25 protein-coding genes and 1 tRNA gene are annotated in these 20,490 nt (G+C 72.8%); 13 read left to right on the plus strand and 13 right to left on the minus strand.

Annotated elements, in window-relative coordinates:
- The first annotated feature begins 13 nt into the window (after positions 1 to 13).
- Positions 14 to 496 (plus strand): Dps family protein, encoded by a 483-nt coding sequence (locus ACIGNX_RS16900; protein ID WP_396540882.1) that lies wholly within the window; start codon positions 14 to 16, stop codon positions 494 to 496.
- Between the two features lie 57 nt (positions 497 to 553).
- Here the strand turns inward: ACIGNX_RS16900 and ACIGNX_RS16905 are convergent, their stop codons facing one another.
- The 3 genes from ACIGNX_RS16905 to ACIGNX_RS16915 all read right to left on the minus strand — a co-directional run bounded on the left by ACIGNX_RS16905 (position 554) and on the right by ACIGNX_RS16915 (position 3,415).
- Positions 554 to 2,362, minus strand: coding sequence for a prolyl oligopeptidase family serine peptidase (locus tag ACIGNX_RS16905; RefSeq protein ID WP_396540884.1), 1,809 nt, complete (start codon positions 2,360 to 2,362; stop codon positions 554 to 556).
- Complete coding sequence (locus ACIGNX_RS16910) at positions 2,359 to 3,144, minus strand: class I SAM-dependent methyltransferase (protein ID WP_396540886.1); 786 nt, start codon at positions 3,142 to 3,144, stop codon at positions 2,359 to 2,361. The genes ACIGNX_RS16905 and ACIGNX_RS16910 overlap by 4 nt, the downstream gene beginning before the upstream one ends.
- Positions 3,145 to 3,205: 61 nt before the next feature.
- Complete coding sequence (locus tag ACIGNX_RS16915; RefSeq protein WP_396540888.1) at positions 3,206 to 3,415, minus strand: hypothetical protein; 210 nt, start codon at positions 3,413 to 3,415, stop codon at positions 3,206 to 3,208.
- A gap of 255 nt (positions 3,416 to 3,670) precedes the next feature.
- Between ACIGNX_RS16915 and ACIGNX_RS16920 the strand changes: the two genes are divergently transcribed.
- On the plus strand, positions 3,671 to 3,871 hold the full coding sequence (locus ACIGNX_RS16920) for a hypothetical protein (protein WP_396540890.1): 201 nt from the start codon (positions 3,671 to 3,673) through the stop codon (positions 3,869 to 3,871).
- A gap of 102 nt (positions 3,872 to 3,973) precedes the next feature.
- On the plus strand, positions 3,974 to 4,723 hold the full coding sequence (locus ACIGNX_RS16925; protein ID WP_396540891.1) for a class I SAM-dependent methyltransferase: 750 nt from the start codon (positions 3,974 to 3,976) through the stop codon (positions 4,721 to 4,723).
- A gap of 55 nt (positions 4,724 to 4,778) precedes the next feature.
- On the opposite strand, the gene ACIGNX_RS16930 is transcribed toward ACIGNX_RS16925, so the two are convergent.
- Together ACIGNX_RS16930 and ACIGNX_RS16935 are read right to left on the minus strand one after the other, a co-directional pair.
- Positions 4,779 to 4,852, minus strand: a tRNA-Pro gene (locus ACIGNX_RS16930).
- A gap of 24 nt (positions 4,853 to 4,876) precedes the next feature.
- Positions 4,877 to 5,836: a metallophosphoesterase gene (locus ACIGNX_RS16935; RefSeq protein WP_396540892.1), complete on the minus strand. Its 960-nt coding sequence runs from the start codon at positions 5,834 to 5,836 to the stop codon at positions 4,877 to 4,879.
- Between the two features lie 64 nt (positions 5,837 to 5,900).
- On the opposite strand from ACIGNX_RS16935, the gene ACIGNX_RS16940 reads away from it, so the two are divergent.
- Entirely contained in the window at positions 5,901 to 6,368 is a 468-nt protein-coding gene (locus ACIGNX_RS16940) for a GatB/YqeY domain-containing protein (RefSeq protein WP_396540893.1), read from the plus strand.
- Positions 6,369 to 6,818: 450 nt separating this feature from the next.
- Here the strand turns inward: ACIGNX_RS16940 and ACIGNX_RS16945 are convergent, their stop codons facing one another.
- Positions 6,819 to 9,281, minus strand: coding sequence for a penicillin-binding protein (locus tag ACIGNX_RS16945; protein WP_396540895.1), 2,463 nt, complete (start codon positions 9,279 to 9,281; stop codon positions 6,819 to 6,821).
- 256 nt (positions 9,282 to 9,537) lie between these two features.
- Here ACIGNX_RS16945 and ACIGNX_RS16950 point away from each other — a divergent pair, with 256 nt between their 5' ends.
- Complete coding sequence (locus ACIGNX_RS16950; RefSeq protein ID WP_106616446.1) at positions 9,538 to 9,828, plus strand: WhiB family transcriptional regulator; 291 nt, start codon at positions 9,538 to 9,540, stop codon at positions 9,826 to 9,828.
- A 14-nt stretch (positions 9,829 to 9,842) separates the two neighbouring features.
- Here ACIGNX_RS16950 and ACIGNX_RS16955 read toward each other — a convergent pair whose 3' ends face one another.
- The 3 genes from ACIGNX_RS16955 to ACIGNX_RS16965 are packed head-to-tail and all read right to left on the minus strand — an operon-like array spanning position 9,843 to position 12,257.
- Complete coding sequence (locus ACIGNX_RS16955) at positions 9,843 to 10,961, minus strand: ArsA family ATPase (protein ID WP_396540897.1); 1,119 nt, start codon at positions 10,959 to 10,961, stop codon at positions 9,843 to 9,845.
- Complete coding sequence (locus ACIGNX_RS16960) at positions 10,958 to 11,950, minus strand: ArsA-related P-loop ATPase (RefSeq protein WP_396540899.1); 993 nt, start codon at positions 11,948 to 11,950, stop codon at positions 10,958 to 10,960. Before ACIGNX_RS16960 ends, ACIGNX_RS16955 begins: the two co-directional genes overlap by 4 nt.
- Positions 11,951 to 12,005: 55 nt before the next feature.
- Positions 12,006 to 12,257 carry a hypothetical protein gene (locus ACIGNX_RS16965; RefSeq protein ID WP_396540901.1) on the minus strand — a complete coding sequence of 84 codons (252 nt, stop codon included), beginning with the start codon at positions 12,255 to 12,257 and terminating at the stop codon, positions 12,006 to 12,008.
- Positions 12,258 to 12,438: 181 nt separating this feature from the next.
- Between ACIGNX_RS16965 and ACIGNX_RS16970 the strand changes: the two genes are divergently transcribed.
- The 5 genes from ACIGNX_RS16970 to ACIGNX_RS16990 all read left to right on the plus strand — a co-directional run bounded on the left by ACIGNX_RS16970 (position 12,439) and on the right by ACIGNX_RS16990 (position 15,867).
- On the plus strand, positions 12,439 to 13,275 hold the full coding sequence (locus tag ACIGNX_RS16970) for a helix-turn-helix domain-containing protein (protein ID WP_396540903.1): 837 nt from the start codon (positions 12,439 to 12,441) through the stop codon (positions 13,273 to 13,275).
- An 85-nt stretch (positions 13,276 to 13,360) separates the two neighbouring features.
- Positions 13,361 to 13,516, plus strand: coding sequence for a DUF4177 domain-containing protein (locus ACIGNX_RS16975; RefSeq protein ID WP_141979599.1), 156 nt, complete (start codon positions 13,361 to 13,363; stop codon positions 13,514 to 13,516).
- Positions 13,513 to 13,971, plus strand: a complete 459-nt coding sequence (locus ACIGNX_RS16980) for a RidA family protein (protein ID WP_396540905.1) — start codon at positions 13,513 to 13,515, stop codon at positions 13,969 to 13,971. Before ACIGNX_RS16975 ends, ACIGNX_RS16980 begins: the two co-directional genes overlap by 4 nt.
- A 1-nt stretch (position 13,972) precedes the next feature.
- A complete protein-coding gene (locus ACIGNX_RS16985) occupies positions 13,973 to 14,575 on the plus strand; it encodes a hypothetical protein (protein ID WP_396540907.1) in 603 nt (200 codons plus the stop codon).
- 38 nt (positions 14,576 to 14,613) lie between these two features.
- On the plus strand, positions 14,614 to 15,867 hold the full coding sequence (locus tag ACIGNX_RS16990) for a hypothetical protein (RefSeq protein WP_396540909.1): 1,254 nt from the start codon (positions 14,614 to 14,616) through the stop codon (positions 15,865 to 15,867).
- On the opposite strand, the gene ACIGNX_RS16995 is transcribed toward ACIGNX_RS16990, so the two are convergent.
- Genes ACIGNX_RS16995 through ACIGNX_RS17005 form a run of 3 tightly spaced genes read right to left on the minus strand, consistent with a single transcriptional unit; the run spans position 15,864 to position 17,849 of the window.
- Positions 15,864 to 16,589, minus strand: a complete 726-nt coding sequence (locus tag ACIGNX_RS16995; protein ID WP_396540911.1) for a hypothetical protein — start codon at positions 16,587 to 16,589, stop codon at positions 15,864 to 15,866. The two genes, ACIGNX_RS16990 and ACIGNX_RS16995, sit on opposite strands and share 4 nt — an antisense overlap.
- Positions 16,586 to 17,476 carry a Gfo/Idh/MocA family protein gene (locus ACIGNX_RS17000; protein ID WP_396540913.1) on the minus strand — a complete coding sequence of 297 codons (891 nt, stop codon included), beginning with the start codon at positions 17,474 to 17,476 and terminating at the stop codon, positions 16,586 to 16,588. Before ACIGNX_RS17000 ends, ACIGNX_RS16995 begins: the two co-directional genes overlap by 4 nt.
- A gap of 16 nt (positions 17,477 to 17,492) precedes the next feature.
- A complete protein-coding gene (locus tag ACIGNX_RS17005; protein ID WP_396540915.1) occupies positions 17,493 to 17,849 on the minus strand; it encodes a hypothetical protein in 357 nt (118 codons plus the stop codon).
- 28 nt (positions 17,850 to 17,877) lie between these two features.
- Here ACIGNX_RS17005 and ACIGNX_RS17010 point away from each other — a divergent pair, with 28 nt between their 5' ends.
- Entirely contained in the window at positions 17,878 to 18,681 is an 804-nt protein-coding gene (locus ACIGNX_RS17010; RefSeq protein WP_396540917.1) for an NUDIX hydrolase, read from the plus strand.
- Positions 18,678 to 19,460, plus strand: coding sequence for an MBL fold metallo-hydrolase (locus tag ACIGNX_RS17015; RefSeq protein ID WP_396540919.1), 783 nt, complete (start codon positions 18,678 to 18,680; stop codon positions 19,458 to 19,460). Before ACIGNX_RS17010 ends, ACIGNX_RS17015 begins: the two co-directional genes overlap by 4 nt.
- A 19-nt stretch (positions 19,461 to 19,479) precedes the next feature.
- Here the strand turns inward: ACIGNX_RS17015 and ACIGNX_RS17020 are convergent, their stop codons facing one another.
- Entirely contained in the window at positions 19,480 to 19,776 is a 297-nt protein-coding gene (locus ACIGNX_RS17020) for a YybH family protein (protein WP_396540921.1), read from the minus strand.
- 25 nt (positions 19,777 to 19,801) lie between these two features.
- On the opposite strand from ACIGNX_RS17020, the gene ACIGNX_RS17025 reads away from it, so the two are divergent.
- Positions 19,802 to 20,329: a winged helix-turn-helix transcriptional regulator gene (locus tag ACIGNX_RS17025; RefSeq protein WP_396540923.1), complete on the plus strand. Its 528-nt coding sequence runs from the start codon at positions 19,802 to 19,804 to the stop codon at positions 20,327 to 20,329.
- The last annotated feature ends 161 nt before the right edge of the window (positions 20,330 to 20,490 follow it).

Here is a 20,490-nt window from a genome sequence, read left to right on the forward strand (position 1 = left end):
AGGCGCCAGACCCATGAGCAACCAGAAGTCCCCGATCACCAGTTCGCTGTCCGAGTCCGACCGGGCATCGGTGGCATCGGTGCTCCAGGCGACCCTGGTCGACCTGGTCGACCTGTCCCTGGTGGCCAAGCAGGCGCACTGGAACGTGGTGGGCAAGAACTTCCGCAGCGTCCACCTCCAGCTCGACGAGCTGGTCACGACCGCCCGCACCTACACCGACGAGGTGGCCGAACGGGCCGCCGCGCTGGGCATCTCGCCCGACGGTAAGGCCAAGACCGTGGCCGCGGGCTCGGGCGTGCCGGACTTCCCCGGCGGCTGGCTGAAGGAGGACGAGGTCGTCACGGCCGTCGTCACCGCCCTCGGCGAGCTGGTCGGCCGGCTGCGCTCGCGCATCGACGAGACCGACAAGTCCGACCTCGTCACCCAGGACCTGCTGATCGAGATCACGAAGAACCTCGAGCAGGCCCACTGGATGTGGCAGGCCCAGCAGGCCTGACCCGCCCGACGCCGACCACGCGGGGCCACCGGACAGCCGGTGGCCCCGAAGGCGTCCTCAGAGCACCCGCCGCGCGAACGCGACCTCCGCCGCCGTCTGCCGGATGGTCTCCGCGACGACCAGCGAGCCGTGCCCGGCGTCGTACCGGTACACCTCGTAGGTCGCGCCCCGCTCCGCCAGCCGGTCCAGGTAGTTGTCGATCTGCCTGATCGGGCAGCGCGGGTCGTTCTCACCCGCCAGCACCAGCACCGGCGCGCGCACCGCGTCCACGTAGGTCAGCGGCGAGCACTCCCGGTACCGGTCGGGCACCTCCTCCGGCGACCCGCCGAACAACGCCCGGTCGAACGCCCGCAGCGGCTCCATCTCGTCCTCGTAGGCGGCCAGGTAGTCCGCCACCGGCACGCCCGCGACACCGGCCGCCCACCGCTCCGGCTGCGTGCCCAGCGCCAGCAGCGTCAGGTACCCGCCCCACGACGCGCCGTTCACCACGCACCTCGCCGGGTCGGCGAACCCCGACGACACGGCCCAGTCGTGCACCGCGGCCACGTCCTCCAGCTCGGTCAACCCGGGCCTGCCCTCGATGGCGTCCCGCCACTTCGACCCGTACCCGGTGGAGCCCCGGTAGTTGACGTGCACCACGGCGAACCCGGCGTCCAGCCACACCGCCCGGTAGGCGGAGAACCGGTCCTCGTCGGCCGAGTGCGGCCCGCCGTGCAGGTGGAACACCGTCGGCAGCGGGCCGTCCGGCGCGTCGGCGGGCCGCGCCACCAGCGCGTGCACCTCGCCCACGAACACGTCGGTCAGGTCGACCGACGGCGGCGCCTCGTGACCGGGCGGCTCCAGCAGCACCCGCTCGTCCCCGGACGCCTCCAGCACCCGGACCACCCCGGGCCGCGCCGCCGACGACCACGAGTACTCCACCGCGCCGTCGGGCCGCACGTGCGCGCCGCCCACCGAGCCGTGCGGCGTGTCCAGCGCGTGCAGCACCCCGGTCCCCAGGTCGTAGCGGTGCAGCGTGTTGCGCGCCTGGAAGGTGTGCACGACCAGCAGCGACCTCGCGTCCGGGTACCAGTCCGCGCCGACCTCGCCCGGCAGGTCGATCACGACCTCGGTCTCGGTGTCCGCGGCGACGTCCCAGATCAGCAGCTCGTCCCGGCCGCGCCGCTCGTGCCCGACCAGCAGCCGGTTGTCGCCGCGCACCGGGCTGAACGCGATCGCGTCCAGGCCCTTGCCCGGCCCGTCCCACTTCTCCGCCACCGTCTCACCCGTCGGGGTGACCACGCGGAGGGCGGCGTGCCGGTTGTCGCCGTGCTCGGAGTGCGACAGCACGACCAGCGACTCGTCCTTGGACAACGCCGACACGCCACCGTCGTTCTCGTGCGCGTAGATCACCTCGGCCGGCCCGCCGCCCCGCGACACGTGCACCGCCGTGCCGTCGTCGGTCGACGTGCCGATCGCCACGACCTCGTGCCCGATCTCCAGTCCCGCCGGGTACCCGGCCGGCACGCCCTCCACGGCGGGCTTCGCGTCCCCGCCGGGGTGGAACGGCTCGCTGACCCACGTGCCGAACTCGTCGCCGTCGGTGTCGGCGAACCACCAGATCGTCTCGCCGTCCGGGCTCAGCGCCCCGTGCGACGTGCCGTTCGGGCGGTCGGTGACCTTGCGGTGCTCGTCGGTGGACCGGTCCCAGGCGTAGATCTCCCAGACGCCGCTGGAGTTGGACAGGTAGAGGTTGCGGTCGGGGGCGTCCTCGGCCCACCCGGGCAGGCTCACGCGCGGGGCCGTGAAGCGGGCCCGCCAGCGGGCCTCGGCCTCCGCGTCGGTGAACAGCGGGTCGGGCACGTCTGCGGTCGGGTGCGTCGTCACGCACCCGATCCTGCCGGCTTCCGCGCGGTGACCAGGTAGTAGTCCACCAGACCCCGTTCGGCCAGGCGCGCCCAGCCGCGGTCCCACGCGTCGGGGCGCGGACCCAGTTCGAGCCACCGGTCCAGCCCGCGCCACACGTGCTCGCCGATGGACCGCGCGGCGACGTCGGCGAACCCGGCCCGCCGCAGGTCGCGCACCACGTGGTCGACCCGGTGCGCGCGGTCCAGGCCCGAGGCGAACGTCGGCAGCGCCTCGGCCAGCGCGGCGCCCGCGTCGTCGGAGGCGGTGAAGAACGTCGTGACGGCGAGCCGCCCCGCCGGTGCCAGCACCCGGGCGCTCTCGCGGGCGAACCCGGCGACGTCCTCGAAGTGCTGGGCCGCCTCCACCGACAGCACGGCGTCGAACGAGGAGTCGGGGAACGGCAGGTCGTCGGCCGAGCCGCGGACGAACGCCAGCCGCGGGTCGTCGTCGGCCCTCGCGGCCCGCTCGACCTGCTCGGGCACCACGTCCACGCCCCGGACCAGGAGGGGGCGGTGCCCCAGGAGGTGGCGCGCCCCGACCCCGTGCCCCGAGCCGACCTCCAGCACCCGGTCGCCGGGCCCGATCGAGAGGGCCGCCGCGACCAGGTCGTACAGGGCCCGCTGGGAGGCGACCCGCTGCTCGGCGGTGAGGTCGCCGTCCAGCGGGATGCCCTCCCAGTAGCCGAAGTTGATGAAGCCGCCGGCGAACACCGGCAGCGCCGCCAGGTCACCCGTCCCGTACACCCGCCGCACCTCGCGCACGGTGTGATCATCCCGCGCGGGCACGGTGGGTGAGCGGGCGGTGGCCACGGAGGGTGGTCGGTCAGCGGTCCAGCTCCTCCTCCAGGATGCTGTCGAGCCGGTGCGACGCGCGGACCAGGGCGCGGCGGACGAGGGCGACGAGGGCCACGGCCGTGCCGACGACGATCGCCGCGGCGGGCGAGGCGACGACGGCGGCCAGGGCGGCTAAGCCGAGGGCGAGGGGGATCGAGGCGAGGAGGGGGACGCGGGTCTTGGCGGTGGTGGTGGTCATGGCATCTCCCTGCTGGCGGTGGGCGCCCGCCGGGGCGGACGCGTTGACTCGTCGTCGCACGAGCCCGGCCCGTTGTTACGCAACGTCACCTTGATTGCCAACTTTCACCCGATAGGGTTAACGGAACGTGACGATCCTTCGAGGTGGGCAGGGGTTCGGAAATTAGGAAACAGCGAGGAGTAGCCCGTAACGCTCACGTTCGTCCGAACGAATGACGAGTTACACGGTGCTGGCAGCGCACGGGAGGACTGACCGATGATCGAGAACACGGTTCGGCAGGGCGGTCGCGTCGGGTGCGTCGACGCCCTCGGTCGTCGGCGAACCCTGGAGGTGTCGCTCACCGAGGAGGGCAACGTCTGCATCCACACCCCGCCCGGCGAGTCCGCCAAGCTCGACTGGAACGAGGTCGGCGAACTGCTCCGCCGCCTGGCCGAACTCCGCCCGCACGCCAAGTGACACCGCACGTCAAGTGACACCGCGGCCGGGAGGACCACCACCTCCCGGCCACCACCCGAAAACCGCTCGCACATCCGCCGCCCGGACCACTCCAATGGGCGGATGATCGACCACACGGAACTCAACCGCCGGCACTGGGAAGAGAGCGCCGCCGCCGCGCACGGCCCACTGGCCCGCGAGCACTGGTCGCGCACCGAACCGCGCTGGGGCCTCTGGGCCACACCGGAGTCCGAGGTCTCCGCCCTGCCACCCGACGTCACCGGCCTGAACGTCATCGAACTGGGCTGCGGCACCGCCTACGTCTCCGCCTGGCTGGCCCGCCTGGGCGCCCACCCCGTCGGCATCGACATCTCCACCCGCCAACTCGCCACCGCCCGCGAGATGCAGGACGAGTTCGACCTGCACTTCCCGCTGCTGCACGGGGACGCCCAACGCGTGCCCCGCGACGACGCCACGTTCGACCTGGCGATCAGCGAGTACGGCGCCTCCCTCTGGTGCGACCCCTACCGCTGGATCCCCGAAGCCGCCCGCCTGCTGCGCCCGGGAGGCCACCTGGTCTTCCTGAGCCGCTCACCGCTGTTCGCCCTGTGCGCCCGCGACGGCGACACGGCGTCCGCCGAGCTGCGCCGCCCCCAGTTCGGCCTGCGACGGGTCGAGAGCGGCACGTCCACCGAGTTCACCCTCCCGCACGGCGACATGCTGCGGCTCCTGCGCGCCTCCGGCTTCACCGTGGACGACCTGATCGAGATCCAGGCCCCGACCCCCGCCCACCGCGAGTACGGCGAGGTGTCGTCGGACTGGGCCCGGCGGTGGCCCAGCGAGGAGATCTGGAAGGCACGCCTGACGTCATGACGGAGGCCGGGAACGACTCAGGCCCACCGGGAACTCCCGGTGGGCCTGATCTGTGTCGGGGTGACAGGATTTGAACCTGCGACCTCTTCGTCCCGAACGAAGCGCGCTACCAAACTGCGCCACACCCCGGCTTGCTCTCGAACGAGGAGAACTCTACCTGACGTTCCCACCCACTCCGAACCGGGTACCCCTTTTCGCGTCAGACCCCTCTTGACCTGCGTCGACGGTGCGCGGCACGAGGGTCAGCAGGCTCGCCTCCGGCGGGCACGCGAAGCGCACCGGCGCGTACGGCGACGTGCCCAGGCCCGCCGACACGTTCAACCACATGTGCGAGCCCCACCGCGACACACCCCGGGCCCGCGAGCGGTCCAGGTCGCAGTTCGTCACGATCGCCCCGTAACCCGGGATCCGCAGCTGCCCGCCGTGCGTGTGACCCGCCAGCACCAGGTCGTACCCCTCCGCCGCGAACGGGTCCAGCACCCGCGGCTCCGGGGAGTGCGTCACGCCCAACCGCAGCGGCACGTCCGGCAGCGCCCCGCTGATCTCCTCGAACCGGTCCCGCTTCAGGTGCGGGTCGTCCAGCCCCGCGGCGAACACCTCCAGCCCGTTCACCTCGAACCGGCGGCGCGCGTGGGTCAGGTCCAGCCAACCGTGCTCGACCATCGCCGCGCGCAGGTCCCGCCACGGCAGCTGGATGCCGTGGATGCGCTTCGTCTTCGCCGACGGCAGCAGGTAGCGCGCCGGGTTCTTCGGCCGCGGCGCGTAGTAGTCGTTGCTGCCGAACACGAACACACCCGGCCGGTTCAGCAACGGCCCCAACGCCCGCACCACCGCGGGCACGGCCTGCAGGTGCGCGAGGTTGTCCCCGGTGTTCACCACCAGGTCCGGCTCCAACTCGTCCAGCGCCGCCACCCACCGCTGCTTCGACCGCTGCCCCGGCATCATGTGCAGGTCCGAGAGGTGCAGCACCCGCAACGGCGCGGACCCGGGCTTCAGCACGGGGATGGTCGCCTCCCGCAACGTCCACCGCCTGCGCTCGATCCCCGCCGCGTAGGCGAGCGTGGCGGTGCCGAGGGCGGTCGTGGCAAGCAGCGTTCGGCCGAGCGTGTTCACGGGTCCGAGGGTAGGGGGTTGACCGATTCGGGGTGAGGCGGGCTTCCCGGTACCGTTCCGGGCCATGGCGGAGTTGAAGGCGCGGTTGCAGGCGGACCTGACGGCGGCGATCAAGAACCGGGAGACCGTCCGGGCGGGCGCGCTGCGGATGACGCTGGCTGCCCTGACCACCGAAGAGGTCTCCGGCAAGACCGCGCGCCGGCTCAGCGACGACGAGGTGCTGAAGGTCATCACCCGTGAGGTGAAGAAGCGCAAGGAGGCGGCCGAGGCGTTCGCCGGCGCGGGCCGCACCGAGCAGGCCGAGCTGGAGCGGGCCGAGTCCCAGGTGCTGGAGGCCTACCTGCCCGCCCAGCTGGACGACGCCCAGTTGGACACCCTCGTCGACGCCGCGATCGCCCAGGTCGCCGAGCAGCTCGGCGAACGGCCGGGCCAGCGGCAGATGGGCCAGGTCATGAAGGCCGTCAACGCCCAGGTGGCCGGCCGCGCGGAGGGCAGCCGAGTCGCCGCTGCGGTCAAGGCCAAGTTGATCTGAAGTCCGCTCCGGGGCACTGCGCCAGGCGTCCCGCCGCGTCCGAGGCCGGCCGATCCGGACACTTTCGGGTGATCATCGCCCGAATATGTACGGAAACACTGTTCTCGTACCTCGGTTGAAAACCAGCGGAGCGCCTCGACCACCACCACCCACCCACCCACCCACCTCGCCGACCACGCACCACCCGACGCCCCGGACTCGGCACGCCGGCCAGGAGCAGTGCTGCCGCTGCGCTCCAACAAGCGCGGGCATCCGGCAGGCACGGGAACGAGGCAGGCACGGACACGCGCCGACCGCCCGCAGTCAAGCTGCGGTGGGCCGGCGGCGATCAACGGCTGGTGGCCGGTGGGATTGGCGGCCAGTGGGATTGGCGGCCGGTGGGATTGGCGGCCGGTGGGATTGGTGGCAAGTGGAATCTGCGGCCGGCCGGCGGTCAGAGGCGGCCGGTGGTCAGCGGCGCGGTGGGTCGGTCGGGATGGTGATCTGTGGCGGGTCGGTGGGGCGGCCCGGGCCCGGGCGGCCGGTGTCGGGCGGGGTGGTGGTGTCCGTGGACGGTGGGGGATCGGACGGTTGGGGTGGCGGGACGTAGCCCGTCGACACCAGCAGGGTCACCACGGTGCCCTTCAGGGCGCTGCCGCGTGGTGTTTGGCTGACCACCTGGCCCTTCGGCTGCGCCGAGTTGCGGTTCTGCGCGGAGACCTTGTAGCCCGCCTGCTCGAGGACCCTGGTGGCGTCGTTGACGTTGCGGCCGACCACGTCCGGCACGCGGATCTCGTTGCCGCCCTTGAGGTAGCGCTCCTCGACCGGCGGCAGGCCGCGGACCGGGAGTCCTTCGTGGACCCTCGTCATCGTGTCGAACCACGTGCGCGCGGGCACGGTGCCGCCGTAGATGTCACCCCGGCCGCACAGGCGCGGCGGGCCGGCGTTCACGCAGATCCCGCGCGGTTCGACGCCGTCGTTGAACGTCTGCACGGCGCCGGCGAAGTCGGGGGTCGCGCCGATGAACGCGGCCGACTTGTAGTCCTCCGTCGTCCCCGTCTTGGCCAGCATCGGCCGCGTCCACTTGAACTGCCGCGCGGCCGCCGCCGCCGTACCGCTGCCCTGGTCGTCCTTCGACATGCCCACGGCCAGCCCGTTCGCCAGCGGCTCGGCCACGACCTGCTCGCACGGGGCCTCGTTGACCGCCACGGGCCGCCCGGTGCGGTCGAGGATCTGGCTGATCGGGGACGGCGGGCACCACACGCCGCCGCTCATGATCGTCGCCGCCACGTTCGCCAGCTCCAGCGTGCTGACCGGCGCGGGGCTGAGGGTGAACGACGCGTTGCCGCCGTTGGACTTGTAGAACTCGGTCTGCGAGATCCGCAGCTCCTTGTTCTTCGCCTTCGGGTCCGGCCGCACGCCCGCGATGTTCGTCGCCATCGTCTCGCGCATCCCCAGCCGCGACGCCATGTCCACCACCGGGTCCATGCCCAACTGCTCTTCGAGGATCACGAAACCGGTGTTCGGAGAGGTCTGCAGCGCCGTTTGCAACGACATCTGCGCCGGGTACGTGGAGGACGCGTTGCCCAGGCAGTACCACCGGGTGTTCGGCTCACCGGTCGGCGGGCACTTGTCCCCACCGCCCTTGAACACCCGCGACACGTAGGAGTTCGGCGTGGCGATCGTGTTCTCGATCCCCATGCCCTTCTCCAGCGCCGCCGCGGCCGTGAACACCTTGTAGACCGACCCCGCGCCGAACTTGTTCTCCACCCCGGACGGCAGGTCGAACTGGGTCTGGAACTGGTCGCCCTTCAACCCGTAGTCGCGGTTGGCCACCAGCGCCACGACCTCGTGCCGCTCCTTGCCCGGCCGCACGACCGCCATCGCGTTCGCGATCCCGTCCGTCGACTTCGCGACCTGCGCCTCGGCCGCGCGCTTCGCGTGACCGGTGATGCCGCGGTCCAGGGTGGTCCGGATCGTGTAGCCGCCGGTCTTCAACTGCTCCAGGCTGAAACCGTTGCGCTCCAGGTAGTTCAGCGCGTACGAGCAGAAGAACCCGTGCTCCGGCCCGGCGCCGACGCACCCGTTGGGCGGCGTCCGCACCGGCGTCGCCAACCCCAGCGGCTCGGCCTTCGCGGTCTCGGCGGCCTCCCGCGACAGCTTGTCGTTCTCCACCATCTTGTCGATCACCTGGTTGCGCCGCAGCAACGCCTTCTCCGGGAACACCTCCGGGTCCAGCGCGGACGGGCTGTTGACCATGCCCGCGAGCATCGCCGCCTGCGGCACCGTCAACTTGTCCGCCGTGGTGTTGAAGTACGCCTGGGACGCCGCCGCGATGCCGTAGATCGTCGACCCGAACGGCACCACGTTCAGGTAGCGGGCGAGGATTTCCTCCTTGCCCAGCTGGCTTTCCAGTTGCAGCGAGATGCGCCATTCGCGCGCCTTGCGCGCTATCGTCTGCTCCTGCGCCTTCTGCTGCTCGACCTGGTTGTTGCGGGCGACGACGTGCACCAGGTAGTTCTTCACGTATTGCTGGGTGAGCGTGGACGCGCCCTGCGTCACCGAACCGCTGAACTGGTTCGTCAGCCCCGCCCGGATCGTGCCCCGCCAGTCCACGCCCTGGTGCTCGTAGAACCGGCGGTCCTCGACGGAGACCAGCGCGGCCTTCATCGTCGGCGAGATCATCTCCGGCGGCACGAGCACCCGGTACTGGTCGTACAGGTACGCGATCGGCGCGCCGTCCTTGTCGGTGATCGTGGAGATCAACGGCGGGTCCGTCGTGACCAGGTCGGCCGAGATGCTGTCGACCGTGTCGCTGGCCCGGTTCGACACCACGCCCAGCGAGCCGACGACAGGGAACAACATGCCTGCCAGCAGCACCCCCGCCAGCAGACACAGCCCGAGCAGTTTGAGCACGCCGTTCCTGGCTCGCATGCAGGTCAGCGTACGCGGCACCTGAAGAGGTGATCGAGATCGCGCACAGTTGATTACCCAGGATGAGTACTCGTACTCAAGACAGGTAACAGGTGGGCAACCCAGGGTTGGAGGTGGAACCGGAAGGCTCTACAGTCCGTCACTGTCCAAGACAGCAGCCAACGGCACGACCACTCGATGGTGAGCCTACGGCATCCGCGGCAGGGGTGTGGCGGATTTAGCAGGTCTGGGCACTGTGTGAACCGAGGTGGGGGATATGCAGCAGGGGGATTGGCGGATCAAGGCCTCGTGCCGTGATGAAGAGCCGGACCAGCTCTTCGTGCGCGGCGCGGAGCAGCGCAAGGCCAAGGTGGTGTGCCTGGGTTGTCCGGTGCGCACGGAATGCCTGGCCGAGGCCCTGGACAACCGGATCGAGTTCGGTGTCTGGGGCGGCATGACCGAGCGTGAGCGGCGGGCGCTGCTGCGGCGTCGCCCGGACGTCACGTCATGGCACGAGCTCCTCGACACCGCACGTCAGGAGCACCACGAGGAGTCCAAGGTCGGCTAGCCGGCCCGGCTCCACTACTCGCCCGCGAGCCTCCGACCGATCTCGTGCAGGCCGTCCAGGTCGTGCACGTCGGTGGGCAGCGCGGGCACCCCGATCAGCGGAACACCGGGGTGCGCACGGGTGAACCGCGCGAGCAGTCGCTTCTCCCGATCGGCGACGGCCACGCGATCCGCGTGCACCCGCAACACCGCGGCGGCCAGCGGCGCGTCCCCGGTGCGCTCCAGCCGGTCCGCCGCCGCCAGCGCGCCGGGTGCCGGCAAGGGGGCCAGCACCGGGTGCGTCCGGTTCGCGACCAGGCCGGTCAACGGCATCCGTTCCGCGCTCAACCGCTCCACGAAGTAGCTGGCCTCGCGCAACGCGTCCGGTTCGGCGGCCGCGACCACCAGGAACCCGGTTCCCGGTGATCGCAGCAGGTCGTACGTGGCCTGGGCGCGTTGCCGGAAGCCGCCGAACATGCTGTCGAACGCCTGCACGAACGTCGACGCGTCCTGCAGGAGTTGGCCGCCGATGATCGTGGACACGGCCTTGGTGAACATGCCGAAGCCGGCGCCGACGATCTTGCGGATGCCGCGCCCGCCCGCCCGGGCGGGCGCCGACAGCATCCGGATCAGCTTCCCGTCCAGCACCGTCGACAGCCGCTGCGGCGCGTCGAGGAAGTCCAGCGCCGACCGGCTCGGCGGGGTGTCCACGACGATCAGGTCCCACTCGTCGCGCTCCACCAGCTGGCCCAGCTTCTCCATCGCCATGTACTCCTGCGTGCCGGAGAACGACGTGGAGATCGTCTGGTAGAACGGGTTGGCCAGGATCTGCTCGGCCCGTTCCCGGCCGGCGTGCTGCCACACCATGTCGTCGAACGTGCGGCGCATGTCCAGCATCATCGCGTGCAGCTCGCCCTTGCCGAGGTCCTCGACGTCGACGCGGCGCGGGTGGTTGTCCAGCTCGCCCAGGCCGAGCGACTGGGCCAGCCGGCGCGCCGGGTCGATGGTCAGCACGACGGCCCGCCTGCCGCGCGCGGCGGCCCGCACGGCCAGCGCCGCCGCCGTGGTCGTCTTGCCCACGCCGCCGGAGCCGCAGCACACCAGCACCCGGGTGTCCGGGTTGTCCAGCAGCGCGTCCACGTCCAGCCGGTTCACCGGACACCTCGCGCGACGAGCACCTCGGCCAGCTCGTAGAGCGCGGCCACGTCCACCCCGTCGGTCAGCTCCGGCAGCTCCAGCGTCGGCAGGTCCGACTCGGCCAGCTTCTCCTTGGCCCGCTGCTCCGTGCGGATGCGCAACGCGTGCTCCACGGTCTGCTCGACCAGCCCGTCCAGCACGTCGGCGTCCACGTCGAGGCCCGCCGCCTCCAGCCCGGCGCGGACCCGTTCGACGTCGACCCGCCCCTCGGACGCCGACGCGACCGACCGCGCGGGCAGCCGCGGCGCGTTGACCCGGTTGACGAACACCGCGCCCGGCCGCAGGTCCGCCGCGTCCAGCTCGGCCACCGCGTCCAGCGTCTCGCGCACCGGCATCTCCTCCAGCAGCGCCACCAGGTGCACCGCCGTGTCACCCGAGTGCAGCAGCGTGACCACGCCCTCGCTCTGACCCTTGATCGGCCCGACCTTGGCCAGGTCGGCCATGGCCCTGGTGACGTCCAGGAACCGCACGACGCGACCGGTCGGCGGGGCGTCGAGCACGACGGCGTCGTACTCGTGCCGCCCGGTCTTGCCGGCCCGGCGCACGCACTCCTTGACCTTGCCGGTGAGCAGCACGTCCCGCAGGCCCGGCGCCAGCGTGGTGGCGAACTCGATCGCGCCCATCTTCTTCAACGTCCGGCCGGCGAAGCCGAGGTTGTAGAACATGTCGAGGTACTCGAGCAGCGCCGCCTCGGGGTCGACGGCCAGCGCGCGCACCTCGCCGCCGCCCGGCGCGGACGCGATCCGCTCCTCGGAGTAGGGCAGCGGCGGCCGGTCGAACAGCCGCGCGATGCCCTGCCGGTTCTCCACCTCCACCAGCAGCACGCGCCGCCCACCGGTGGCCAGCGCCAGCGCGAGCGCGGCGGCGACCGTGGTCTTGCCGGTGCCGCCCTTGCCCGTCACCACGTGCAGGCGCGCCCGGGTGAGTTCGTCGGTCCAGCCGTTCACCGGTTCAGCCTATGCGCGCTGCCCTGGGAACCGCTGGCCACGCCGCCCGCCACGGTCAGTCCATCATGGTGACGAACGCCACCGCGATGGCCGTCGCCGCGACCACGCCCCACGCGATGACCGACGGGAGCACGTACGCGATCAGCACCGCGACCACCGCCACGGTCACGGCCCCGATCAGCAGCGCCCGCATCACGTCGGACCGCCGGGCACCCTTGCGGTCCCGCGCCTGCGCCATCCCGACCAGGATCATCACCAGCCCGCCCAGCAGGAACGCGCCGGTGGCGACGACCCGCCACGTCTCCACGTGATCAACGCTAGCGCCGCGTGACCGCCCAGTCACGTCACGCTTCGACCTCCCGCACCACCTCCGTCCTCCGCGCACCTCCCGTGATTCGAACTGTACGGTTTGAGCAGCTCAAATTGCATCACTCGGTAGGGTGCGTTTCGCGCGAGGATTCCTCACCGAACGTGGCTAAGGTGGCCGGATGGCAATCGGCTCGACGCGGGGCAAGCGCCGCCTCGGACGTCACCTGCGCCCGATCCTGGAGCGGTCCGGCCTCAAGGTGGACGAGGTCGTCAAGCGCTCGCGGGTGTCCCGCCCGACGATCATCCGGATGCTCTCCGGCGACGCCCTGGCCCGCTGGCCCACGCTGGCGATGGTCCTCGACGTCATCGGCGCGACCCCGGAGGAGAGGACGCGGGCGCTCCAGCTCTGGGAGGTCGCCGACGTCGACCCCGCCGCGCTCGGCCACGCCCGCGACCTGCCCGCCGACCACAAGCGGTTCCGGCTGGACGAGCTGGAGGCCGTGCGCGAGCGCTCCCTCGACCCCGCGCTGGTCCCCGCCCTGTTCCGGACCGCCGAGTACGCCGAGGCCCTCGCCCGGTCGGCGCGCCGCGGCGGCGGGGACCGGCACGCCGCCGCCGAGCGGACCGCGCTGCTGTTCGGGGAGCGACCGCTGGAGGTCCACGCGCTGGTCGACGAGGCCGCGTTGCGGCGGCTCGTCGGCGGACCCGGGGTGATGCGCGACCAGCTGGACCACCTCCTGTCCCTGGCGGCGCTGCCGAACGTCACCGTCCAGGTGCTGCCCTACGACGTCGGCGCGTACGGCGCGCACGCCGGGTGCCTGACGCTGCTGGAGTTCCCCGAGGCAGACGAGCCGCGCTCCGCCTACGCGGAGGCGCTGACCGGGCTCATCGCGGTGGACGACGAGCAGGTCGACGCGCTGTCGGAGGCGTGGGACGACGCCGCCCGGCAGGCGCTCACGCCGGAGGACTCCCTGAAGTTCGTCCAAGCGGCGCGCGACGCGCTGGAAGACCGCTGAGCGACCGGCCGCGCCCCCGCCGCCCGACACGATCGGGGGTACTCGGACGGGTACCCCCGGGCCGCACCCCGCTAGGCTGCGCCCCATGCAGAAGTGGGAGTACGCGACGGTCCCGCTGTTGATCCACGCCACCAAGGCGATCCTGGACCAGTGGGGCGCCGACGGCTGGGAGCTGGTCACCGTCCTGCCGAACCCGAGCGGTGAGCAGCACGTCGCCTACCTGAAGCGGCCCAAGGCATGAGCTGGACGGCCCGCCTGGCCGAACTGGGCGTCGCGCTGCCCGAGGTCGCGGCGCCGGTCGCCGCCTACGTGCCGGCGGTGCGCACCGGGCAGCTGGTGTTCACCTCGGGCCAGCTGCCGTTCATCGAGGGCACGCTCGCGGCCACCGGCAAGGTCGGCGGCGACGTCAGCCCCGAGGAGGCCAAGGCCCACGCCCGCACGTGCGCGCTGAACGCGCTGGCGGCCGTGGACGCGCTGGTCGGCCTGGACTCCGTGGTCCGCGTGGTCAAGCTGACCGGGTTCGTGGCCTCCGCCGACGGCTTCACCGGCCAGCCCGCCGTGGTCAACGGCGCCTCCGACCTGATCGGCGAGGTGTTCGGCGAGGCCGGGCAGCACGCCCGCGCGGCGGTCGGCGTGGCCGAGCTGCCGCTGGGCGCGCCGGTCGAGGTGGAGCTGATCGTCGAGATCGGGGAGTGAGATGTCGGACACGTGCCACGAGCTGCTGCTGAGGCTCGCCGGGCGGCTGCCGGACGACCTGCTGTGGCGGTATCGGGACTGGGCCGCCACGGACGCCGTCGCGGTGCTGGCCCGCGCCCTCCCGCGCACGCTGCTGCACGACCGGATCGGCCTGACCGACCACGAGCAGCGGCTGCTGGCGGACGCCCTCGTGCCGCACGGGGCCGACCGGTCCACGATCAGTTCGGTCAAAGGGCTGGACGAACTGCCCGAATCCGGCTACACCTTCTCCCCGGAATCACCCGATCGGGTGCCGATGGGTGATTCCGCGACCGTGGTGCTCGGAGCGACCTTGCGGGGACGCCTCGGGGTCGGCGAAGTCCGCTCCTCGTGGCGGCTGGGCGGCGGCGAACCCAGGAGGATCGTCCTGGTGGCCGCCACGTCCGGCGAGGCCCGGCTGACCGGTGAGCTCCAGCGGGTGCTGCGGGCGCTCGGCGAGCACGACCCCTGCGTGGAGGTCCTGCCCACCGGACTGGACCTGCCGCCCTACCACCGGGCGGCGTTGGCGGCATCGGAGCTGGTGTGCACCGGCGCTGAGGCCGACGGGCACCTGGTGCCCGTATAGCGCTCGGCGCTCCCGCGCGAGCCGGAAGGAGAACAGGCGTGACGAACGACGGAGTGGGACTCCCCGTCCGTTTCCACGACCTCCTGTTGGCGCTGGCCGGACGCGTCGACGACGACGCGTTGACCCAGGCTCGGGAGCTGCTGGCCGTCGCGGAGCTGGACCGGGCCGTGGAGCTGGTCGTCGGCTGCCTGCTGGCCGGCCGCATCCCGGTGTCCTCGGACGAGCGCCGGGAGATCGGCTGGTTGCTGGACGAGGTCCGCTCGGACCGGTCCCTGGCGGACCGGCTGTTCGCCGTGGAGCGGGTGCCCGCCGTCAAGCACCGGTTCAGCGTCGACGGCGACCCGTCCGACGGCCTCGGCGAGGTGCTGGGCAAGACCGTGTCGGCGCTGCCGGACGTGCGGGGCGTGCGCGCCACGTGGCGGTCCAGCCCGGCCGGCGCGACACCGGGACCGCTGCCGCAACGGGTCGTCCTCGTGGACGTCGGCCCCTCGGGCTTCGCGCCCGCCACCGCCTACCGGGTGGACACCGTGCTGCGCGCGGCGGGCATCCGGGCGGCGGTCGAGGTGCTGACCGTGGGCAACCAGCTCGGCGAGTACCACGCGGCGGCCGTCACGACGGCGCGCGAGGTGTTCTTCCCGTCGGGCTCCACGAGCCCGCAGCCGCCGTCCGACCCGACCACGTGGTTCGACGGTGAGGTGCGGGACCAGGCACCGGTCGTCGAGCCGGAACCGGTGCCTGCCGAACCCCAGAACGGCTCCAAGTCACGTCGGGCGCGCGTCGAGTCGTACGAGGGCGCGCAGCCGTTCCCGCCCAAGCCGGTGAAGCGGCTGCCGGTGCGGGAGCCGGTCGAGGACGTCCGGGCGGAGGAGGTCGCCGAAGAGGTCGCCGAGGAGGCGGTTCCGACGGCCCCGGTTCAAGCCCCGGCCCCGACTCAGGCTTCGGCTCCCGTCGAGGAGGCTCCGGTCGAGGCTCCCGCCGCGGTGCACGAGCCGCCGCCACCGGTGTTCGCGTTCCCGTTCCCGGACGACCACCCGCTGTCCCGGGCCGAGGTCACCACCGAACTCGGCCCGGACGACCTGGCGGCGCTCCAGGCCGCGTTGGCGGAGGGCCGACCGCCCGCCTCCGCGCCGCTGCCGCCGACCGTGGACGCCAAGCTCAGCGACCGGGAACGGGCGTTGCTCCAGCAGCTGCACGAGGAGCTGGCGCAGCGGGAGCAGCAGTCGTGGCCGGGCGGCGGTCCCGAGTACGTCAACGGGGTGCCCAAGCCGACCAACGGCAAGTACCCCGGCTAGAGGCTCCGCAGCCCGATCAGCAACGCGGCCCTGCCGTCCCCGTCCAGGGGGCGGTAGGGCCGTGCCGCCGCCCGGTCGGTCGCGGCCTCGATCCGACGGCGCACCGGGTCGTCCGCCGGCATCTCCCGCACCTCCAGGCCCGCCGCGGCCCACGCGGCGGCGTGCGCGTCCGCCCGGTGGTGCCGCAGCGCCCGGAGCCGGTCGAACAGCCGGGCCTGGGGCGTGTCGCCGGTGCGGGCCGCGCTCATCGGGTGGTCTACCGCCGGCACGGCGAGGGCCGGCGGGTCCGGCCACAGGTCCGCCGCGGCCCTGGTGTGCGCCTCGTTCACGATGACCAGGAACTCGCGGCACCGCGCCGTGGCGGTCACCCGACCGCCCTCCACGACCAGCCAGTCCGGGTCGGCCAACGCGGCGTCGAGGTGCGGGTTGTAGCGGTGGACGTCCCGGACGGCCCGCAGCGACATCGGGCCGTGGGCCAGGACGCTCGCCAGGTCGCCCAGGATCGGCACGTGCGGTGGGCGTTCGCCGTGCAGGTAGCGTGCGCTCCGGCGGTGCACGGGCACGACGAGGCGATGCAGCTCCACGGCGACCTCAGCGGCCGTGGCGCAAGCGTTTGCCTCGTCCAGCGCCTCCTCGATCGACGCCCGCAGCCCCGGGTCGACGCACAGGTCCAGGGCCGCGCCCAGGTGGTGCTCGACGGCGCGCCAGTCGCCCGGTCTCACCCCTCGCACTTCCTCCGCGCCAGGTCGATCACCCGCTGCAGGTGCAGACCCCGCCGGACGTCCAGCGGGTGCTCGGTGGTGCCGCTGTCGACCATCGCCACGAAGTCGTCCAGCAGGTTGGTGAACGCCTGCTGCGCCGTCGTGCCCCGGTCCGCCAGCACGCGGTGGCCGTGCTCCCCGTAGACGACCACCTCCGCGATGCCCGGGTTCAGCGGCAACGACATGGTCATCGTCGCCACGCTCGTCGCACCGCCCTCGTGCCGGAACACGACCTGCCACACGTCGTGCTCGGACCGGTCCGCCGCAACGACGTCCGTGATCGTGCCCAGGGCGGCGTCGAGCAGGTCGAACGCGTGCGGACCCACGTCGTCCAGCGGACCCCGCTCGTGCCGCCACGGCGACTTCGAGTACGGGCCGCTGAGCAACCCGCCGTTCAACCACCGCGCGCTCCCGCCGACCCAACCCCCGACCCGGTCCAGCTGCTCGAGCTGCTCCCGCGTCTCCGGCGCGTACCGCTTCGTCAACACCACCAGCGACGCCACCCCGTTCGCCCGCACGGCGTCGGCGAGGCGCTCGGCGTCCTCGACGCTCGCCGCGATCGGCTTCTCCAGGATCAGGTGCCTGCCCCGCTCGGCCGCCGCCACCGCGATCCCCGCCTGCACCTCGGGCGGCACGGCGAACGCCACCGCGTCCACCGCGTCCAGCAGCTCCTCCGGCGTCCGCACGGCCGTCGCGCCGTGGACCTCGGCCAGCTCCGCGGCGGCCTCCTCCCGGCGCGCCCAGACCGCCGCCAACCGGGTGCCGGGGTGGTCGGCGATGCCCGGCGCGTGCACCGAGGTCGCCCACGGTCCGGCACCGACGAGTCCTACGCGCAGCTGTTCGTCCACCGGTCCATCCTGCCCCTCACCGGCCGCCGGCGTAGCTCGACTCCGGCACGAAGATCCGCCCACCCGGCGTGAACCGCAGCTCGACCCCGCCCGGCTGCCGGTCGACCTCCGGGGTGTCGCCCCACCCGGCCGGGACCTCGACCACGTGGCCGCGGTCGGGCGAGGGCCCCAGCCACACCTCGTGCCGCGTGCCGCCGACCAGGCTCGACCGCTCCTTGGTGTAGACGTTCGGGGTGCCCTCGTCCGTGCCGGTCACGGTCGTGCCGGGGAGGAAGAGGAGGACGGCGGCCGTCGCCGTCAGACCGGTGCCCACGATCGCCCCCACGACGAACAGCAGGACGTTGATCAGGCAGCCTTTGCGCGTGGTGTCCACACGCGGATGATCCTCGTAGGCTCGGGTCGTGCGCGAACTCCCCGATGACCTCGTGTTGCCCGGCCACTTCGCACCCGTCGACTTCACCGGACCGCCCGCCCGGCCCCGCGACGCGGCGACCGTGGTGCTCGTGCGCGACGGCTCGGCCGGGCTGGAGGCGTTCCTGCTGCGGCGCGTGGTCGGGATGGCGTTCGCGGGCGGGATGACGGTGTTCCCCGGCGGCGGGGTCGACCCGCGCGACGCGGACACGTCCGTCGCGTGGAGCGGACCGCCGCCGTCCTGGTGGGCCACCCGGTTCGGGTGCTCGGTGGAGCTGGCCACGGCGCTCGTGTGCGCGGCGGTGCGGGAGACGTTCGAGGAGTCCGGCGTGCTGCTGGCCGGGCCGTCCTCGTCGTCGGTGGTGGCCGACACCTCCGCGTACGCCGCGGCCCGTGCGGCGCTCGTGGCGCGGGAGCTGTCGTTGGCGCGGTTCCTCGCCTCCGAGGGGCTGGTGCTGCGGGCGGACCTGCTGCGGCCGTGGGCGAACTGGCTGACGCCCGAGGAGGAGCCCCGGCGCTACGACACGTACTTCTTCGTGGCCGTGCTGCCGGAGGGGCAGAGCGCCGACGGGGTGACGACGGAGGCGTCGGACGGCGCCTGGCAGCGGCCCGTCGACGCGATGGCGGACTGGAAGGCGGGTCGGCGGGCGTTGATGCCGCCCACCTGGGTGACGTTGGCGGAGCTGGACGAGCTGGGGTCGGTGGCGGAGGTCCTGGCGGCGCCGCGGACCGTGTCGAAGGTGATCCCCAAGCTGGTGCGGGAGGGTGACGTGCTGCGGGTGGTCGTGCCGTGAGCGAGTTGGCGTACGGGGTGTTGCGGCAGGTCACGCCGTCGGCGGCGGTGCTGCTGGCGGAGAACCCCGGGGTGATGACGCTGGACGGGACGAACACGTGGGTGCTGCGCGCGCCCGGGTCGGCGTCGTGCGTCGTGGTCGATCCCGGGCCGGAGGACGCGGCGCACCTCGCGCGGCTGGGTCGGGAGGCTCCGGTGGAGGTCGTGCTCCTGACGCACGGTCACCCCGACCACTCGGAAGGGGCACGTTCGTTCGGGCGACAGGTGAACGCGCCGGTGCGGGCGGTGGACCCGGCGTTCCGGTTGGGCGGCGAGGGGTTGGCGGAGGGGGACGTGATCTCGGCGGCCGGCCTGTCGATCCGCGTGCTGCCGACGCCGGGGCACACGGCCGACTCGGTGTGCTTCCTGCTGGACGACGCGGTGCTGACGGGGGACACCGTGCTGGGGCGGGGGACGACCGTGGTCGCCCACCCGGACGGGCGACTCGGTGACTACCTGGAGTCGTTGCGGCTGCTGACGACGTTGCCGGTGGGCACGATCGGGTTGCCGGGGCACGGTCCGGAACTGCCCGACGTGGTGGCCGCGGCCGGTGGGTACCTGGTGCACCGGGAGCAGCGGTTGGCGCAGGTCAGGGCGGCGGTGGCGGAGTTGGGCGGCGCGCCCTCGGCACGTCAGGTGGTCGAGGTGGTGTACGCGGACGTGGACCGCTCGCTGTGGCCGGCGGCCGAGTGGTCCGTGCGGGCGCAGCTCGAGTACCTGCGGGAGCACTCGACCGACTGATATCCGTTCGTGGTGTTCGCTACGCCTCGACGCCGAACGGGTTGTCGATCGCGTACCGCCAACCACCGTCGCTCCCGCGCCGGGCGACGTCGGTCGCCATGCCGGTGACGTCCCCGATCCGCCAGTCGACGATCAACAACGCAAGATCGCCACGGGTGACCACCTTCCGGGTGACGACCGTCATCTCCTGGGTGAGCGCGAGGTGCCCGGCCAACTCGGCCGGCTGGGCACCGGGCTCGTAGCACCCGCTGGGGTCGCCGTCGTTGAAGGCGGCGGCGAAGAGGGACGGCAACTCTTCCGGGTTACGCGCGATCATGCGGGCGACGCTAGGAGGCCGCCACGTGACCAACCAAACGGTGAGCACCGCCCCGCCGACCACCCCTCCCACCGCCCGGGCCACTTCCTCGCCCGCCACCCAGCCCGCTGCCCGGCTCGACGCTCAGGTCGCTGCCCGGCTCGACGCCCAGCCCACTACCCGGCCCGCCACCCAGCCCGCTGCCCGGCTCGACGCTCAGGTCGACGCTCGGCTCGACGCCTGGGCCGATGACCCGCACGGCGAGGTCGACCACCCGGTCCCCGACTGCCCGGTCGAGGTCACGTTGCGCGCGTTGCGCGGGCGGTGGACCACGCTGGTCGTGCGCGAGTTGCTCGGGGGCGAGCGGACGTTCGGCGACCTGGCCGGCGCGCTGCCCGCCTTGTCGGACAAGGTGCTGGCCGACCGGCTCGCGCACCTGGCCGCGAGTGGTGTCGTCCTGCGGGTGCGCGAGCCCGGCTGGCCGAGCCGGGTCAGGTACTCGCTCACCCCGCGCGGCCAAGCGCTTCGCGGCGTGCTGGAGGCCATGTGGGCCTGGGGTCGCACTCCGGCTTAGGGCTCCGTCGGTCTGCCACCACGACCCGCCCGTCACCATGGACCGCCCGCCAGCCGCATCAGCCACCCGCCAGCCGGCACCGACATACGCCAGCCGGCACCGGCCACACGCGAGCCACACCGAACACATGCGAGCCGCACCGGACATCCGCCCAGGTGGCA

Origin of the sequence: Actinosynnema sp. NPDC053489 (assembly GCF_044544865.1) — a bacterium.
In the GTDB taxonomy this organism is placed as follows: domain Bacteria; phylum Actinomycetota; class Actinomycetes; order Mycobacteriales; family Pseudonocardiaceae; genus Actinosynnema.